A 15,307-nucleotide genomic window follows, 5' to 3' on the forward strand; every position below is an offset into this window, starting at 1 on the left:
TCCATCTCCAGCTTGCCCTTGCCGTTGAGCGTGGCGAGGACCAGGTCGGGGTTGTGCACCTCGACACCGGCCGGGGGCGCGATGTCGGCGGCGGTGACCAGACCCGGGCCCTGCTTGCGCAGGTACATCACGACCGGCTCGTCGTGCTCCGAGGAGACGACGAGCTGCTTGATGTTGAGGATCAGGTCGGTGACGTCCTCCTTGACGCCCGGCACGGTGGTGAACTCGTGCAGGACACCGTCGATACGGATGGACGTGACCGCCGCACCCGGGATCGAGGACAGCAGAGTCCGGCGGAGGGAGTTGCCGAGGGTGTAACCGAAGCCCGGCTCCAGCGGCTCGATCACGAACCGGGAACGGAACTCGTCGACGACCTCTTCGGCCAGGGATGGACGCTGAGCAATCAGCACGGGGTGTTGCCTCCAGTGGTTTCGCGCCCGCTATGTGACGCCGTAGACGAAGGGTACGGGCCATCGGGTCTCCTCTGACGCCGAACCGCCCGTCGCCTCCACCACAGCGGCGGTCGCGCAGGGGCAAGGACACGGGCTAGTGGGCCCCGCCCGGGGAGAATGCCTGCCGCGTGCCGGGAAGTCGAATCGTCACGAGGAGGCCGCCGGTGGGGCGGGGTGTGAGGTCGAGGGTCCCGTCGTGGGCTCGGACGATGCTGTGCACGATGGCCAGCCCGAGGCCGACGCCGGCGTGCTCGTCGGTGCGTACGCGTTCTGTTCCGCGCTGGAAGGGTTCGGTGAGGGTCGGTACCAGTTCCGGTGGGAGCGGATGACCCGTGTTCTCGACCCGCAGCACGCTCGCGTCGTGCCTTGGTTCGGTGTGGATCGTCACGGTGCCGCCGGCGGGGAGGTTGTGGACGACGGCGTTCTGGACGAGGTTCGTCACCATCCGCAGGACGAGCGCCGCTGAGCCGACGGTCTGCGTGGTCTCGCCGGTGACCTCGAGCGTGACCTGGCGCTTCTCGGCAAGGGGAAGCAGCGTTTCGGCGGCTTCTTCGGCGATGAGGGAGAGGTCGACGGGCTCGCGGGTGAAGCTCTTGCCGTCGCTGCGGCTGAGCAGCAGAAGAGCCTCGGTGAGGTCGATCGCCCGTGTGTTGACCGAGTGGAGGCGTTCGATGAGTTCGTCCTGGTCCCGCGTGGGGTCGTTGCGGGCGACGTCGAGGAGGGCCCGCGAGATCGCGAGCGGGGTGCGCAGCTCGTGGGAGGCGTTCGCGGCGAACCTTTGCTGTTCGGCGACGTGGGATTCGAGTTGTTCGAGCATCGTGTCGAACACGTCGGCGAGTTCGCGGAACTCGTCTTCGGGGCCCTGCAGACGGATCCGGTGGGACAGCGATCCGTTCGCGGCCGTCCGTGCCGCGTCCGCGATCCGGGTGAGGGGCGCGAGCATCCGGCCGGCGAGGATCCATCCTCCCAGCAGGCCGAACACGAGCAGGAAGGCCAGCGCTGTGGCCGCGGCGGGGGCGAAACCGCGCAGGAGGTCGGAGCGGTTGGGTCCGTCGATGATCACGGCGCCGAACGTGTTCTGGAGGGACCTGGCGTCGTGAGTCGGCAGCCAGCGCAGCACGAACACCCACATGACGGCCAGCAGGAGAGTGCCCGCGACGAAGAGGAATCCGGCATAGCTGAGGGCGAGCCTCAGCCGGGCGCTGCGCCCAGGGCGTCTATTCATGAGTGCCGCCGGGACGAGTGGTGTTCATACCGGCGTCCATACCGGTGTCCATACCGGTGTCGATCCGGTAGCCGACGCCGGGCACCGTGGCGATGACCCATGGTTCGCCGAGCCGTTTGCGCAGTGCGGAGACGGTGATGCGCACGGCGTTGGTGAGGGGGTCGGCGTTCTCGTCCCAGGCCCGTTCCAGCAGCTCTTCGGCGCTGACGACCCCGCCCTCGGCGGCGACGAGGACTTCCAGCACGGCGAACTGTTTGCGGGTGAGCGCGACGTAGCGTCCGTCGCGGAAGACCTCCCGGCGGAAGGGATCGAGCCGCACACCCGCGATCTCGCGGACCGGGGGCCTGGCGTACGCGCGTCTGCGGTCGAGCGCCCTCAGCCGCAGGACGAGCTCCCGCAGCTCGAACGGTTTGGTGAGGTAGTCGTCGGCGCCGAGCTCGAACCCGGAGGCCTTGTCGTCGATCCGGTCGGCCGCGGTGAGCATGAGGATCGGGATGCCGCTGCCGGAGGCGACGATGCGCCGGGCGACCTCGTCCCCGGAGGGGCCGGGGATGTCGCGGTCGAGGACCGCGAGGTCGTAGGAGTTGACGCTGAGCAGTTCCAAGGCGGAGTCGCCGTCGGCGGCGATGTCGGCGGCGATCGCCTCCAGCCGCAGACCGTCACGGACGGCCTCGGCCAGGTAGGGCTCGTCCTCCACGATCAGTACACGCATGTCCGAAGCCTAAGCAGCACGACATATCGCCGACGTATGCGACGACATGTGCATACCGGGCGAGCGACTCAGCCCGCCGGTGTCGGTGCCTGCGCGGGGCGAGGCTGCTCCGACGGCGTTTGGGCGGTGGCGCGCCACCAGCGGCGTGACGCCAGCCCGGCCAGCACGGCACCGGCGGCGTTGACCAGTACGTCGTCCACGGAGGACACCCGGTCGAGGCGCAGGACGTACTGTGCGGTTTCGACCAGCACCGAGCAGCCCGCCCCGAGCGCCAGGATCCGTGGCACGGACGCCAGGGCCGCCCACCGCATCGGGGCGAAGAACCCCAGCGACGCGAAGACCAGCAGGTTGCCGACGATCCCGAGCGGCCCCATCGTGACCAGATCCCGCAGCGGCACCAGGCTCACCCGGGCGGGGGCGATGCCGGGATCGCCGCCCGGCATCATGGTCAGCCACAGGAACGGCACCGTCCCGTGGACCATGCCCACCTCGGCCAGCGACATCCGCCACGCCGATGCGACGCCGGCGGCACGCCGACGGCGCGCCAGGGCCCACGCCACCAGCACGGCCAACGGCAGCGCGACCAACGTCATGAGCACCACGCCGTTGAACGTGTCGAAGCAGCCGTGCCACCGCCCGGCCATGCACATCGGAGCGGACATCATGAGCGGCCCCCGCACGACGAACGCGGCGCTCACCGAGCCGAGGACCGCCAGGCTGAGGAGCACGATCCTGAGCGTGCGGCGTCGCGGTGCTGCCAGGGAAAGGTCGTGATTCATGCACTCATTGGAAGCGGAGGACCGTTGCCGTGGCGTATGCGGATTTCGATACGCCTGCGATACGCCCGGTCCGGGCGGGCCGCCGAGAGGGGTCTCGCTCCTCCCGGCGGCCCGGGTGGTTCAGGAGGTCGTGGGTGTGTAGTGGGAGGCGTCGTCTCCTTCGAGGACGTGGCTGTGGGTGCCGTCGATGCCGGTGGGGATGTCGCCCGCGACGGTGACGCGGTGGAGGAGGCGGGGGAGGTCGCCGTAGTCGTCGGGGGCGTAGTGCTGGGTGATGCGGTTGTCGAAGAGGACGAGGTCGCCCGGTGTCCAGGTGACGCGCACGATGTTCTCGGGGCGGGTGACGTAGGCCTGGAAGATGCGCAGCAGGTCGCGGGAGTCGGAGGGGCTGAGGCCGACGAGGCTCTGGGCGAAGCCGCCGATGAACAGGCCGCGTTCGCCGGTCTCGGGGTGGACGCGGACGACCGGGTGCGCGGTGCGGTACTTGCGGGAGACGAACCGCTTGCGGTGTTCGGCGGCCTTCTCGTTCTTCGGGGCGGCGTAGTCGTAGTCGTTGGTGTGGACGGCCCACAGCTTGTCGGCCAGCTCGCGCAGCGGCTCGGGCAGGTCCCGGTAGGCGGCGGCCGAGTTGGCGATGAGGGTGTTGCCGCCGTAGGGCGGGACCACGATGCTGCGCAGCGTGGAGGCCTTGGGGGGTGTGCGGACGAAGGTGACGTCCGTGTGCCACTGGTTGGCGCGGATGCCCTCATCGGCGTCGACGGGCAGGATCTGGGGCTGGCCTTCGACGGAGGGCACGGTGGGGTGCGCCGTGGTGAGCTCGCCGAAGAGCGAGGCGAAGCGGAGCTGGCCGGCGTCGTCGAGGTTCTGGTCGCGGAAGACGAGGGCCTTGTGTTCGAGGAGGGCGGAGTTGATCTCGGTGACGATGGCGGGCTCGAGGTCGCCGGAGAGGTCCACGCCGAGGATCTCGGCGCCGATGCGGCCGCCGATCCTGCGGATGTCGAAGCCGGTGCTGGTGGTCATGTGCGGGTCTTCCTTTCGGGAATTCATTCGGGATGTGACGCGGGAAATGAACGGTGGAGCGGTGAACCGCCGGAAGGTCATCAGGACGTGATCGGCGGGGAGGTTCCCTTGGATCCCGGCGGTCCCAGGGCAGGGCCGACGGCCCGGAGCGCGCCGGGGGTGCGGCCTTGCCCCCAGCCGATGTGCCGGCGGTAGCTGCCGAGCAGGCCGGTGCGGTCCAGGGTCTCCTCGTCCCGCGCGGTGGAGTCGGCGGCCAGCGGGCTGGTCAGGGGTGCGACGTACAGCGCGTCGGCCGGGCAGTTCGCCTCGCACTGGAAGCAGGTCTGGCAGTCGTCGCGGCGGGCGAGCACCGGGATGCCGTCCTCACCGCGGTCGAAGACGTTGGTCGGGCAGACCTTGATGCACTTGTCGCAGGTGATGCAGCGCTCCGCCGAGACCAGTTCGATCACGAGGCCACCTCCAGCGGTGCCGCCGGTGCGGCCGGCAGGGGCTCGGTGCGGGTCCATACCCGGTCGAGGCCACCCGTGACGATGCGGTGATGCTGCTCGGGGTCCTGTGCCGGGTGATCGAGCCGTTTGGCCATACCGCGGGTTTCGGTGCGCGCCAGCGCCGAGGCGTACATCCAGCGGGCATGCGCCGCCATCGCCGCGGCCTGCCTGGCCCGGACGGTGTCCCCGCTCCCGGCGTGCAGGGAGGCACGCGACTCCTCCCACACACGGTCGAGCACCTTCATCGAGGCGGTGAGCCGGTCGCCGTGGCGCAGATAGTTCTTCTCGTACGGGAGCACCTCGCCCTGGACCGCGGCGACGATCGCACGGAAGCCGTCGGCCGGACCCGGAGTCCCGGTGGGGCGGAGCCCCGCCCCGCCCGCTGCCACCAGGCGCCTCGTACCGGCGCGGACTCCGAGCGTGCGGGCATGGCGGGCCGCGCCCCGGCCTGCCCAGGTGCCGGAGGCGATGGCCCAGGCGGCGTTGTGGCTGCCGCCGCCCGTGAAGCCGCCGCAGATCAGCTCGCGGGTCGCCGCGTCACCGGCCGCGTACAGCCCGGGGACGGTCGTGGAGCAGTCGTCGCCGGCGATGCGGATCCCGCCGGTGCCGCGCACGGTGCCCTCGGCGAGGAGCGTGACGGCGAAGAGCTGGGTGAACGGGTCGATGCGGAGCCGGTCGAATGTGAGGAAGAAGTTGGGCTGGGCCAGCCGCATCGCCTTCCGGGCCGCGGCGTCCGCCCGGTCCAGACGGCAGTACACCTTCTCGCTGAGCAGTGCCTTGGCGATCACGGACCGGCCGCCCTGGCTGGCCGCGCCCTCCAGGACCGTGCCGTCCTCGTGGTAGAAGGTCGCGAAGGAGTAGAACGCGGTCTTGGTGACGGAGGTCCCCTCGGGCGCGATGCCGTAGGCGTTGGAGAACTCCATTCCGGACAGCTCCGCGCCCGCCTCGGCGGCGAACAGCGCTCCGTCGCCGGTGTTGACGTTGCAGCCGAGCGCGCCGCTGAGGAACGCGCAGCCGCCGGTGGCCAGGACGACCGCCCCGGCCCGCACCCGGTACGGCTCCCCGGCCTGGCGCCGACGGCCCCTGGCCCCGGCGACCGCCCCGGAGGGGTCGGTGAGCAGTTCGGTGACGGGGCTGTGGTCGAGGACGCGTGCCCCGGCGCGCTGGACGCGGATACGCATTCTGCGCATGTACTCCGGCCCCTGCAGGCCGTTCCTGAGCTGCTGTCCGTCCGGTCCTGTGGGGAACGGGTAGCGTCCGGCCGCCGCCAGCTCGTTCACGCCCGTGTACGTCTGGTCCAGCACGCGGGTCATCCAGCGCCGGTCGGCCAGATATCCGCCCAGTGCCTCTCTGCTCGCCATGGCCGCCTCCCGCGCCGCGGGCTCCGGGGGGACGTACCAGACACCGGTTCCGGCGGAGGCGGTGGCGCCGCTGGTGCCGCAGTAGCCCTTGTCGGCGAGGACGACATCCGCTCCGTCCTGAGCCGCCTTGAGCGCGGCCCATGTGGCTGCGGGGCCGCCGCCGATCACCAGGACGTCGGCGGTGAGTTCCAGCCCGGTCATACGGACCGCCCTTCTCCTACGGCCGCAGCGGCCAGCCGGTTGGCGGGGCGGGGCAGGCCGTAGTGCTCGCGCAGGGTGCGGCCGGTGTACTCGGTGCGGAACAGGCCGCGCCGCTGCAGGATGGGTACGACGTGGTCGACGAAGTCCTCCAGGCCGCCCGGCAGATGGGGCGGCATGATGTTGAATCCGTCCGCGGCACCCTGGGTGAACCACTCCTCGAGCTGATCGGCCACCTGCTCCGGGGTGCCGGCGAACACCCGGTGGCCACGGCCGGCACCGAGGCGGGCGATGAGCTCGCGCAAGGTGAGGCCGTCGCGGCGGGCGAGTTCGGCGACGAGCGTGAAACGGCTCTTGTTGCCGTTGATGTCCCGCTCCTCGGGCAGCTCGGGCAGCGGCCCGTCCAGCGGCAGCCCGGTGAGATCGGTGCCGAGCATCGCGGAAAGCTGGGCGAGCCCGTACTCGGGCACCTGCAGCTCCGTCAGCTCCTGTTCCAGCACGCGGGCTTCGGCCTCCGTCGAGCCGATGACCGGGGCGATGCCCGGCAGCACCAGCAGTTGGTCCTCGGTGCGGCCGTAGCGGACGAGCCGTGCCTTGAGGTCCTTGTAGAAGGCCTGGCCGTCGGCCAGGGTCTGCTGGGCGGTGAAGACGGCCTCGGCGTACCGGGCGGCGAACTCCTTGCCGTCCTCCGACGAGCCTGCCTGCACCAGTAGCGGGTAAGCCTGCGGGGTGCGGGGGACGTTCAGCGGGCCCTGCACCCCGAAGTACTCCCCGCGGTGGTTGATCTCCCGCACCTTGTCGGTGTCGGCGTAGACGCCGCGCTCCCGGTCGAGCAGGATCGCGTCGTCCTCCCAGCTGTCCCACAGCTTGGTGGCCACCTCGACGAACTCCCGTGCCCGCTCGTAGCGCAGCCCGTGTTCCAGGTGCTCGTCCTGACCGAAGTTGCGGGCCTCGTTCACGGTGCCGGAGGTGACGATGTTCCAGCCGGCCCGGCCTCCGCTGATGTGGTCCAGGGAGGCGAACTTGCGGGCGGTGTGGAAGGGCTCGTTGAAGGTGGTGGAGACGGTGGCGATCAGGCCGACGTGTTCGGTGACCGCCGCCAGGGCCGACAGCAGGGTGAGCGGTTCGAAGCCGCCCAGGACGTTGTGTCTGACCTTCCCCCACAGGGCGAGGCCGTCGGCGAGGAACACGGAGTCGAACAGGCCACGCTCGGCGGTCCGCGCGAGCTGCTGGAAGTAGCGCAGATCGGTGACCCGCTCGGGCTGGGTACGGGGGTGCCGCCAGGCGGCGTCGTGGTGGCCGGCGTTCATCAGGAAGGCGTTGAGATGCAGGCGTCTGGGGCTGGTCGCGGTCATGAGGTTCCTCGGATCGGGAGCGTGGGACTGAGAGCGGGAGACGAGCGGGACAGTGCGACAGACCGGACGGCGGTGAGGGGGGAGGGGGAGCGGGCCGAGGTCAGCCGTCGGACGGGAGCCGCCAGGTGCTGAGCCGTCGTTCCACTGCGACCAGGAGCTGGTTGAAGGCCACTCCGATGGCGGAGATGGTGACGATGCCGGCGTACATCTGCGGGATCGCGAAGTTGTACTGCGAGGCGTTGATCAGATAGCCGAGGCCCGCCTTGGCGCCGATCATCTCGGCGGCGACCAGGACGAGGATGGAGACTGCCCCGGCCAGCCGGATGCCGGTGAAGACGACCGGTACCGCGGAGGGCAGGATGACCTTCTGGAACAGCCTGGGCGCGGACAGGTCCATCGACTTCGCCAGCTTCAGCAGGGTCGGGTCGACGCCCCGGACCGCGCTGATGGTGTTGAGCAGGATCGGCCAGGTGCACGCGTAGAGCACGATGGAGATCTTCGAGGTCTCGCCGATGCCGAGGAGCAGTACGAACACCGGCAGCAGGGCGAGTGCGGCGGTGTTGCGGAAGACCTCCAGCAGCGGGCCGAGGAGGTCGGCCACGGGTCGGTACCAGCCGATCAGCAGGCCGAGCGGCACGGCGACGAGCACGGCGAGGCCGAACCCGCTGAAGGAGCGGACCAGGCTGGCGCGGGCGTTGTCGGCGAGCTGGCCGTCGACCGCCAGTTCCCACCAGGCGCGGGCGACCTCGCTGAACGGCGGCAGGAACGTGCGGTCGACCAGCCCCAGGCGCGGCGCGGTCTCCCAGAGCAGCAACAGAGCCACGATCGCCGCGGACTTGGTGGCTCCGCTCACCAGCAGACTCGGCAGCCGGTGGGTCACCCGGCGGATACGGGCAGCCGTGGAGCGAACGTGTCGCTGCGTCTCCGGCGATGCGCCCGCTGGTGGCGACGCAGCGGACGTGGCGGTGGACTCGGCAGAGGAAGGGGCCGGAGCCGGCCCGGTGGTGCTCACAGTGTCCGGCGTCGTGGTGTCCACGGCGGTCGTTCCGGTCGTGGGGCTCATACGGCAGCCGCCTCCTTCTCCAATTGCTGGGCCCTGGCGACCTCGTCGTGCAGCAGTGACCAGATCTCGTGGCGGTGGTGTGCGAACTCGGGGCTGGAGCGCAGGTCGTCCGTCGCGTCACGGGAGCCGAGGGCTACCGGCACGATCTGCTTGATGCGGCCCGGCCTGGACGTCATGACGGCGACGCGCTGTCCGAGGTAGACGGCCTCGTCGATGCCGTGGGTGATGAAGACGACGGTCTTGCCGGTGCGCTGCCAGATACGCAGCAGCTCGTCCTGGAGCGACTCGCGGGTCTGGGCGTCCAGCGCGGCGAACGGCTCGTCCATCAGCAGCACATCGGGGTCGTAGGCGAGGCTGCGGGCGATCGCCACGCGCTGGCGCATTCCGCCGGACAGCTCGTGCGGGTGGCGCTCCTCGAAGCCGGTGAGGCCGACGAGGTCGAGGAACTCCCGGGCGCGCTGGGCGCGTTGGCGTCGGGGGACGCCGGTTGCTTCCAGGCCGAACTCGACGTTGCCCTGCGCGGTGCGCCAGGGCAGCAGGGCGTACTGCTGGAAGACGATGCCTCGGTCCAGGCCGGGCCCGGTGATGGGTCGCCCGTCGAGCAGGATGCGTCCGCCGGTGGGCCGGGTGAGACCGCCGAGGAGATCCAGCAGGGTCGACTTTCCGCAGCCGCTGGGACCGACGAGGACAACGAATTCGCCGTCCGCTATCTGCAGATCGATTCCGTCGAGTGCGGTGAACCGGGTCGTCTGCCGAGCCCCCTTCCGGTCCTTTACGGTGAATTCCTTCGTGACGTTCTCGAACTCGATCTTGGGTGTGCTGGATTCCGGCATGAGGTTCAGCTCCCGCTGGCGTTGTACTTGTTGGTGTAGAGGTCCGACAAGGTGACCTGGTCCTTTTTGATGTCGCCGCGCTCGGTCAGCCAGTCGACCCACAGCTTGAGTTCTTTGCCGGTGATGCGGCCCGCCTTCTCGGCGACACCGAAGGACTGCCAGTACTTGAGGGGTGCGGGGTCCTCGTTGCGGCCGCGCTTCTTCACGATGTCGGTCATCCGGGCGATGACTTCTTCGCGTGGAGTGGAACGGGACCAGTCGATGGCTTTTCCGATGCCGGTGACGAAGATGCGCGCGGTGTCGGGGTTCTGGTTGAGGAACCGGTCGGTCATCACGTAGGTGCCGGCGCTGAACGCGCCGAGCAGCTGGTAGTCGGTGAACAGCGGGCGGATGCCACCGGTGGCCAGGGCCTTGTCGCGCAGCAGGCCGCCGAGTACGGCCACGTCGATCTGCTTCTGGCGCAGGGTCTGCTCGGTGTTGACCGGCGGGACGACCAGGGGCTCGGCCTTGCCGATGTCCGACTGCGACAGGCCGCCCCGCTGGAGGTAGATGTCGAGCATGGCCTCGGAGTGGGCGCCGAGGGTGTTCATCCCGATCTTCTTGCCGATGAGGTCCCGGGCCGAGCGGATGGGGCTGTCCTTGAGGACGTAGAAGCCGTTGTAGGCGTACTTGTCGGCGCCGTAATAGCTGATGACGGCCTTGATGGGGGCCTTGTTCGCGGCCAGTTTGACGACCGCTCCGTTGAACGCGCCACCGAAGTCGACCTGGCCGGTCGCCGCGGACTGGATGTCCTGCGGCCCGCTGATGGTGTTGCCGACCCAGTCCAGCTTCACGTCCTCCAGATAGCCGAGGTCCTCGGCCAGCTCCGGCAGAGTGACCTGACCCGCCCAGCCCTGATAGCGCAGCGTCTTGGTCCCGCCCTTGCCGGAGGAGGCGCCGGCGGTCGTACCGCAGCTCACGGCCACCGCCGAAAGACCGAGCAGAGAGAGAAATTGGCGTCGGTTCGATGCCGTAGTGGCCATGAAAGGGTCCTGTTCAAGGGAATGGGGAAAACCGTCCATGGTCAGGACCGCGTGCGGTCCTCAACAGGACAGCAAGCGAAGCCGCGACGGACGGCGGAAGAGGGACCTCGCCGGAAGAGCTGCGAGGAGTTCAGCGTCTACGGCAGCAGCGGAGGACGCGACAGTTGAATGTGAAATGGAGCGCGTGAGAGGTGCCCGTCAGGGGCTCAGAAGCCGACGGCACAGATGGCGCTGGCCTGGCGTCGCAAGTCGACGTGCAGGCGCGCGGCTAGTTTCTCGGAATGGCTCACAGCCAAGAGAGTTGCAGCGAAAACCAGCCACGTCAATGTCGCTTGCGCATACATCTCATTCTCTGAACTGCCCGACATGGGAGTGAAGCACAGCGTTCACAATTGTCCGGCCGGGCCGGGGTCAGACGGGCAGGATGAACGGAGGGTGCCCACCGCTGAGGAAATAGTCGCCGACGTCGCGGAGCCGGTGAGTGACGGGCTCGTACAGGGTGTGGGTCCGGGCATTGCGCCAGAAGCGGTCGAAGCCCAGCCGTGCGGACGCGGAGCGGACGCCGATGATGTCGAGGGCTCGGGCGGTGGTCTCCTGCGCGGCCTTGGACGCGGCCGCTTCGGCCATGGCGACGAGCACGGAGATCTCCGCGTACTCGTCGTAGGTGATCTCCTCGCCCCGTATGAGCCCGCCGTGCACGGCTTCCTGTGCTTGGTCGGTGAGTGCGGAGGCGGCGCGGGTGAGGACGGTGAGTTCCCCGTACGCGGTCAGCACCTGGGGGTCCTGGGGTGAGCCGACGGGCCAGTCCGGGTGCCAGGGGGAGTGGCCGGTCCTGCTGTAGTCACGGGCTTCGGCGAGCACTCCCTCGGCCATGCCGAGACAGAGCTGGACGGACAGGAGCCGGCCGACCGGCGAGGCCAGTGCGGTCAGGGGCGACAGGACGTCCTCGTCCGCGGACAGGGATCCGAGTACGTCCTCGGCGGCGATCAGTACGCCGTCGAACTCCACGCTCCCGCCGGCCGCGAGCCGCTGGCCGAACGGGTCGGCGTCGCCGTCGATCCTCACGCCGTGACGGGCGGGATCGACCGCGACGGCGAACGGTTCGCCGGTATCGGGCCGTACGGCACGCACGACGAGCCGGTCGGCGACCAGGACCCCGGTGGCGTAACTCTGCCGGCCGTCGAGCACATAGCCGCCCGTTGTCCTGGCCAGCGCCAGAGGCAGGTCCTGGCGTGCGACACCACCGCCCCAGCACCACTGCTGCGCCGCGGACCGCCGCTCGATCTCTGCGGCGAGAGCGGGCTCGGTGAGGAACCGGGCGCTCCACGACAGGAAGTAGTGACAGCTCAGGAGTTGAGCGATCGCACTGTCGGCGGCGGCGATGTCCCGGACGACGGCGTAGGCCGTGGGCCACTCCGCGCCGCCTCCTCCGAGCTCGGCCGACACGAGGAGGGTCAGCAGGCCCGACTCGCGCAGCCGGGACACCTCGTCGAAGGGGGCCTTGCCTGCCTGCTCCCTGGCCACCGCGTCCGTGGCCAGGTCGTCCGCCGTCTCGCGGGCCACGCGCAGCCAGTGCGCACGGCCTGGCCCGGTCCGTTCGGATGCCGAGGCGGGGTCGGCCGGCGCAGTGGCAACGCCCATGGTGGTGGTCTCCTCAGGGTCGGCGGCAAGCTGCGGTGGTGGTGCGCTCTTGCTGGTCGGGCACGTACTTGTAGCCCACGCGCCGCACGGTGACGACCTGGTGCCGGTGAGCCGCGCCGAGCTTGCGGCGCAGGCGCGCGATGTGGACGTCCACGGTGCGGCCGTCGCCGATGTGGTCGTAGCCCCAGATGCCGGCCATCAACTGCTCGCGCGAATGCACTTGGTGGGGATGCCGCACGAGATGCGCCAGCAGCCCGAACTCCAGGTAGGTGAGGTCGAGTTGGCGTCCGTCCAGCTCGGCGACACGGCGCGCGGGATCGATGCGGACGCCACTGCCTCCCGCTCCCGTCCGGTGCGGGGGAGGTGAGTCCGTGTAGGCGACCGGCCGGATCTCCGGCCGTGTCACGTCCTCGGCGAAGAGCTGGGCGGGGTCGGTGCCCTCGGGGACGAGCACGAGGTAGCCGACGAGGGGTGCGGAACCGTTTCGCCCGTCGCCTTCCTGAGCGGTGTCGCCCACGAGTCGGAGACGGCGTAGGTCGGGGAGCGGGGAATCCGACGGAATGGCCTGGGCCGGAAGTGCCGTGGTCATGGCGGTCGTCCTTCAGAAGTGCGTCGGGCCATCAGGTGCGGCGGGTGGATGCGCCTGAGCACCTGGGCGAAGAGAGAAGGAGCGGAGCGGCACGCGCTGGGTGTGAGCCGCGTGCCTCACCTACGACAGCAGGGGGCGCTGACGACGTGACCAAAGTCGACATGCCGACGACGAACGAGTCGTTGCTGCGTGTGGGACATGTACATCATCCTGCGCACCCGCCGGGTGAGCCGTCAACGCTTCCCTAGTAAATCGATGGGAAATGTAGGGAAGGCCACAGTGGCCGGACCCGAAATTCATGCACCTGCAATGATCTATCCCTCAACTGCCTGCTAGACATGGTGAGGCGACCCGCTGACCTCTAAGGACTCCGCCTCCGTGACACATTCGATCGACGTTCGTGGTGGCGACGCCCTGGCCGACCCGAGCACGCACCCTCTGGACAACGCCGTCTGGGCCGCACTGGCCGGCCCGCACGCCCGATTCGCCGAACGGCTCGGCCGTGCCGCCCGCTACCCCTGCGACGTCTACGACTTCGCCGCCCTCGCCGATCCGGCCGACCCGGCCGCCTGGGCCGACCTGCACGAGCTCGTCGGTCCCGGAACCGTCGTACGGGTCAAGCCGGTCGAAGAGGTCCCCTCCGGGTGGGATGTCGTCGGCGGCGGTCTGGGAGTCCAGCTCGTCGACACCGCACTACGTGTCCGGCCCGCCCCGGAAGCGGTACGACTCGGACCCGACGACGTCCCCGAGATCCTCGACCTGGTCGCCCGCACCGCACCGGGCCCCTTCCTGAAACGCACCGTCGAACTGGGCACCTATCTCGGCATCCGGCACCACGGGCGGCTGATCGCCATGGCCGGCGAGCGGATCCGGCCACCCGGCTGGACGGAGATCAGCGCCGTCTGCACCGACCCGGAGCATCGCGGCCGCGGTCTGGGCACGCGCCTCGTGCGCGCCGTCGCGGCGGGCATCCGAGCCCGCGGTGACGTCCCGTTCCTGCACGCCGCCGCCGGCAATGTGCAGGCGATCCGGCTGTACGAGTCCATCGGCTTCACCCTGCGCCGCCGTTCGCCCATCCTGCTGGTCCGCAGCCCGGGAACATCGCGCGAGGTGCAGGCGTTGTGACTGACGACGAGGTGTGCGAGGCGCCGAAGCGCGCGACCCGACGGACGGAGGCGGCGGACGTGACGCACATATTCCACGCCGTCCATCTCCACTCCCGGCCGCACATCGATCTCCAGCGCGTGGCCGGCGCGCTCTGTTGCTCCTGACTCGTTCCTTCACCGCCGTCGCCCTCATGTGAGGAGCCGGCGTTTTCGTCGCGGACTTCAAGGAAGGCGCTGACTCGTGTCCTCAACTCCCCCTTCTTCCCTGCATCTTGCCGTCGCCCTGGACGGCACGGGCTGGCATCCCGCCTCCTGGCGCGAGCCGGTGGCCCGCCCCCGGCACCTGTTCACCGCCCGTTACTGGGCCGACCTGGTCGCCGAGGCCGAGCGGGGGCTGCTCGACTTCGTGACCATCGAGGACGGTCTCGGGCCGCAGTCCTCCCACTGGCTGGACCCGGACGAGCGCACCGACCAGGTGCGCGGCCGGCTCGACGCCGTACTCATCGCCTCCCGCGTGGCACCGTTGACCCGGCACATAGGCCTGGTGCCGACGGTGGTAGCCACCCACACGGAGCCGTTCCACATCTCCAAGGCGATCGCCACTCTCGACTACGTCAGCACCGGCCGCGCCGGCGTGCGTGTGCAGATCACCGCCCGGCCGAACGAGGCCGCGCACTTCGGCCGCCGCACCGTCCCGCGCATCGAGGCCTACGACAGCCCCGCCGCGCGGGAGGTGGTGACCGACCTCTTCGACGAGGCCGCCGACCACGTCGAGGTGGTGCGCCGCCTCTGGGACAGCTGGGAGGACGACGCCGAGATCCGGGACGCCGCCACCGGCCGCTTCATCGACCGGGACAAGCTTCACTACATCGACTTCGACGGAGGGCGCTTCAGCGTCAAGGGCCCGTCCATCACGCCCCGGCCGCCTCAGGGCCAGCCGATCGTCACTGCCCTCGCCCACGACACCATTCCCTACCGGCTCGTGGCCCGCGCCGCCGACATCGGCTACGTCACCCCGCACCACACCGACCAGGCCCGTGCCGTCGTCGCCGAGATCCGCGCCGAGCAGGAGGCGTCCGGTCGCGCCGACGAACCCCTGCACATCTTCGGCGACCTCGTGGTCTTCCTGGACGACGACCCCGCGGAGGCCGCAGCCCGCCGCGAGCGCCTCGACGCCCTCGCGGGACAGGCCTACACGAGCGACGCCCCGATCTTCACCGGCACGCCCTCCCAACTCGCTGATCATCTCCAGGAGTTGCAGACGGCTGGCCTGACCGGCTTCCGGCTGCGCCCCGCCGTCGTGGGCCACGACCTTCCGGCGATCACGCAGGGCCTGGTGCCCGAACTCCAGCGCCGCGACGCCTTCCGCCGTACCTACGAGGCCGACACCCTGCGCGGGCTGCTGGGCCTCACCCGCCCCGCCAACCGCTACGTCGCAGCCTGAGCCGGACGGAGAGACGACC

General features: G+C 70.0%; 15 protein-coding genes and 1 pseudogene. 3 read left to right on the forward strand and 13 right to left on the reverse strand.

The window, feature by feature from the left end:
• The 13 genes and pseudogenes from ACFTZL_RS10440 to ACFTZL_RS10500 form a co-directional block, all read right to left on the reverse strand.
• A pseudogene (locus ACFTZL_RS10440) lies at positions 1 to 410 on the reverse strand (DNA-directed RNA polymerase subunit alpha); the annotation flags it as partial.
• A gap of 136 nt (positions 411 to 546) precedes the next feature.
• Positions 547 to 1,677 carry a sensor histidine kinase gene (locus ACFTZL_RS10445; protein ID WP_382580131.1) on the reverse strand — a complete coding sequence of 377 codons (1,131 nt, stop codon included), beginning with the start codon at positions 1,675 to 1,677 and terminating at the stop codon, positions 547 to 549.
• Positions 1,670 to 2,389: a response regulator transcription factor gene (locus ACFTZL_RS10450; protein ID WP_382580132.1), complete on the reverse strand. Its 720-nt coding sequence runs from the start codon at positions 2,387 to 2,389 to the stop codon at positions 1,670 to 1,672. The genes ACFTZL_RS10445 and ACFTZL_RS10450 overlap by 8 nt, the downstream gene beginning before the upstream one ends.
• A 68-nt stretch (positions 2,390 to 2,457) precedes the next feature.
• Positions 2,458 to 3,168 (reverse strand): VanZ family protein, encoded by a 711-nt coding sequence (locus ACFTZL_RS10455; RefSeq protein ID WP_382580134.1) that lies wholly within the window; start codon positions 3,166 to 3,168, stop codon positions 2,458 to 2,460.
• Between the two features lie 120 nt (positions 3,169 to 3,288).
• Positions 3,289 to 4,188 (reverse strand): TauD/TfdA dioxygenase family protein, encoded by a 900-nt coding sequence (locus tag ACFTZL_RS10460; RefSeq protein WP_382580135.1) that lies wholly within the window; start codon positions 4,186 to 4,188, stop codon positions 3,289 to 3,291.
• Between the two features lie 80 nt (positions 4,189 to 4,268).
• Positions 4,269 to 4,637: a 4Fe-4S dicluster domain-containing protein gene (locus tag ACFTZL_RS10465; RefSeq protein ID WP_382580137.1), complete on the reverse strand. Its 369-nt coding sequence runs from the start codon at positions 4,635 to 4,637 to the stop codon at positions 4,269 to 4,271.
• Positions 4,634 to 6,238 carry an FAD-dependent oxidoreductase gene (locus ACFTZL_RS10470; protein ID WP_382580139.1) on the reverse strand — a complete coding sequence of 535 codons (1,605 nt, stop codon included), beginning with the start codon at positions 6,236 to 6,238 and terminating at the stop codon, positions 4,634 to 4,636. Before ACFTZL_RS10470 ends, ACFTZL_RS10465 begins: the two co-directional genes overlap by 4 nt.
• Positions 6,235 to 7,590 carry an LLM class flavin-dependent oxidoreductase gene (locus ACFTZL_RS10475; RefSeq protein ID WP_382580140.1) on the reverse strand — a complete coding sequence of 452 codons (1,356 nt, stop codon included), beginning with the start codon at positions 7,588 to 7,590 and terminating at the stop codon, positions 6,235 to 6,237. The genes ACFTZL_RS10470 and ACFTZL_RS10475 overlap by 4 nt, the downstream gene beginning before the upstream one ends.
• 100 nt (positions 7,591 to 7,690) lie before the next feature.
• Positions 7,691 to 8,653 carry an ABC transporter permease gene (locus tag ACFTZL_RS10480; RefSeq protein ID WP_382580142.1) on the reverse strand — a complete coding sequence of 321 codons (963 nt, stop codon included), beginning with the start codon at positions 8,651 to 8,653 and terminating at the stop codon, positions 7,691 to 7,693.
• A complete protein-coding gene (locus ACFTZL_RS10485; RefSeq protein WP_382580144.1) occupies positions 8,650 to 9,486 on the reverse strand; it encodes an ABC transporter ATP-binding protein in 837 nt (278 codons plus the stop codon). The genes ACFTZL_RS10480 and ACFTZL_RS10485 overlap by 4 nt, the downstream gene beginning before the upstream one ends.
• Positions 9,487 to 9,491: 5 nt before the next feature.
• Positions 9,492 to 10,508: an ABC transporter substrate-binding protein gene (locus ACFTZL_RS10490; RefSeq protein ID WP_382580146.1), complete on the reverse strand. Its 1,017-nt coding sequence runs from the start codon at positions 10,506 to 10,508 to the stop codon at positions 9,492 to 9,494.
• 411 nt (positions 10,509 to 10,919) lie between these two features.
• Complete coding sequence (locus ACFTZL_RS10495) at positions 10,920 to 12,149, reverse strand: acyl-CoA dehydrogenase family protein (protein ID WP_382580148.1); 1,230 nt, start codon at positions 12,147 to 12,149, stop codon at positions 10,920 to 10,922.
• 13 nt (positions 12,150 to 12,162) lie between these two features.
• Positions 12,163 to 12,738 carry a winged helix-turn-helix domain-containing protein gene (locus ACFTZL_RS10500; protein ID WP_382580150.1) on the reverse strand — a complete coding sequence of 192 codons (576 nt, stop codon included), beginning with the start codon at positions 12,736 to 12,738 and terminating at the stop codon, positions 12,163 to 12,165.
• A 378-nt stretch (positions 12,739 to 13,116) separates the two neighbouring features.
• On the opposite strand from ACFTZL_RS10500, the gene ACFTZL_RS10505 reads away from it, so the two are divergent.
• The 3 genes from ACFTZL_RS10505 to ACFTZL_RS10515 all read left to right on the forward strand — a co-directional run bounded on the left by ACFTZL_RS10505 (position 13,117) and on the right by ACFTZL_RS10515 (position 15,288).
• Positions 13,117 to 13,863: a GNAT family N-acetyltransferase gene (locus tag ACFTZL_RS10505; protein WP_382580151.1), complete on the forward strand. Its 747-nt coding sequence runs from the start codon at positions 13,117 to 13,119 to the stop codon at positions 13,861 to 13,863.
• Positions 13,860 to 14,009: a putative leader peptide gene (locus tag ACFTZL_RS10510; RefSeq protein ID WP_382580153.1), complete on the forward strand. Its 150-nt coding sequence runs from the start codon at positions 13,860 to 13,862 to the stop codon at positions 14,007 to 14,009. The genes ACFTZL_RS10505 and ACFTZL_RS10510 overlap by 4 nt, the downstream gene beginning before the upstream one ends.
• A 76-nt stretch (positions 14,010 to 14,085) precedes the next feature.
• The gene (locus ACFTZL_RS10515) at positions 14,086 to 15,288 is read left to right on the forward strand and encodes an LLM class flavin-dependent oxidoreductase (RefSeq protein ID WP_382580155.1); all 1,203 of its coding nucleotides are present in this window, start codon (positions 14,086 to 14,088) and stop codon (positions 15,286 to 15,288) included.
• Positions 15,289 to 15,307: the final 19 nt, after the last annotated feature.

It is taken from the genome of Streptomyces sp. NPDC056948 (genome assembly GCF_042674225.1).
GTDB lineage: Bacteria > Actinomycetota > Actinomycetes > Streptomycetales > Streptomycetaceae > Streptomyces > Streptomyces purpurascens.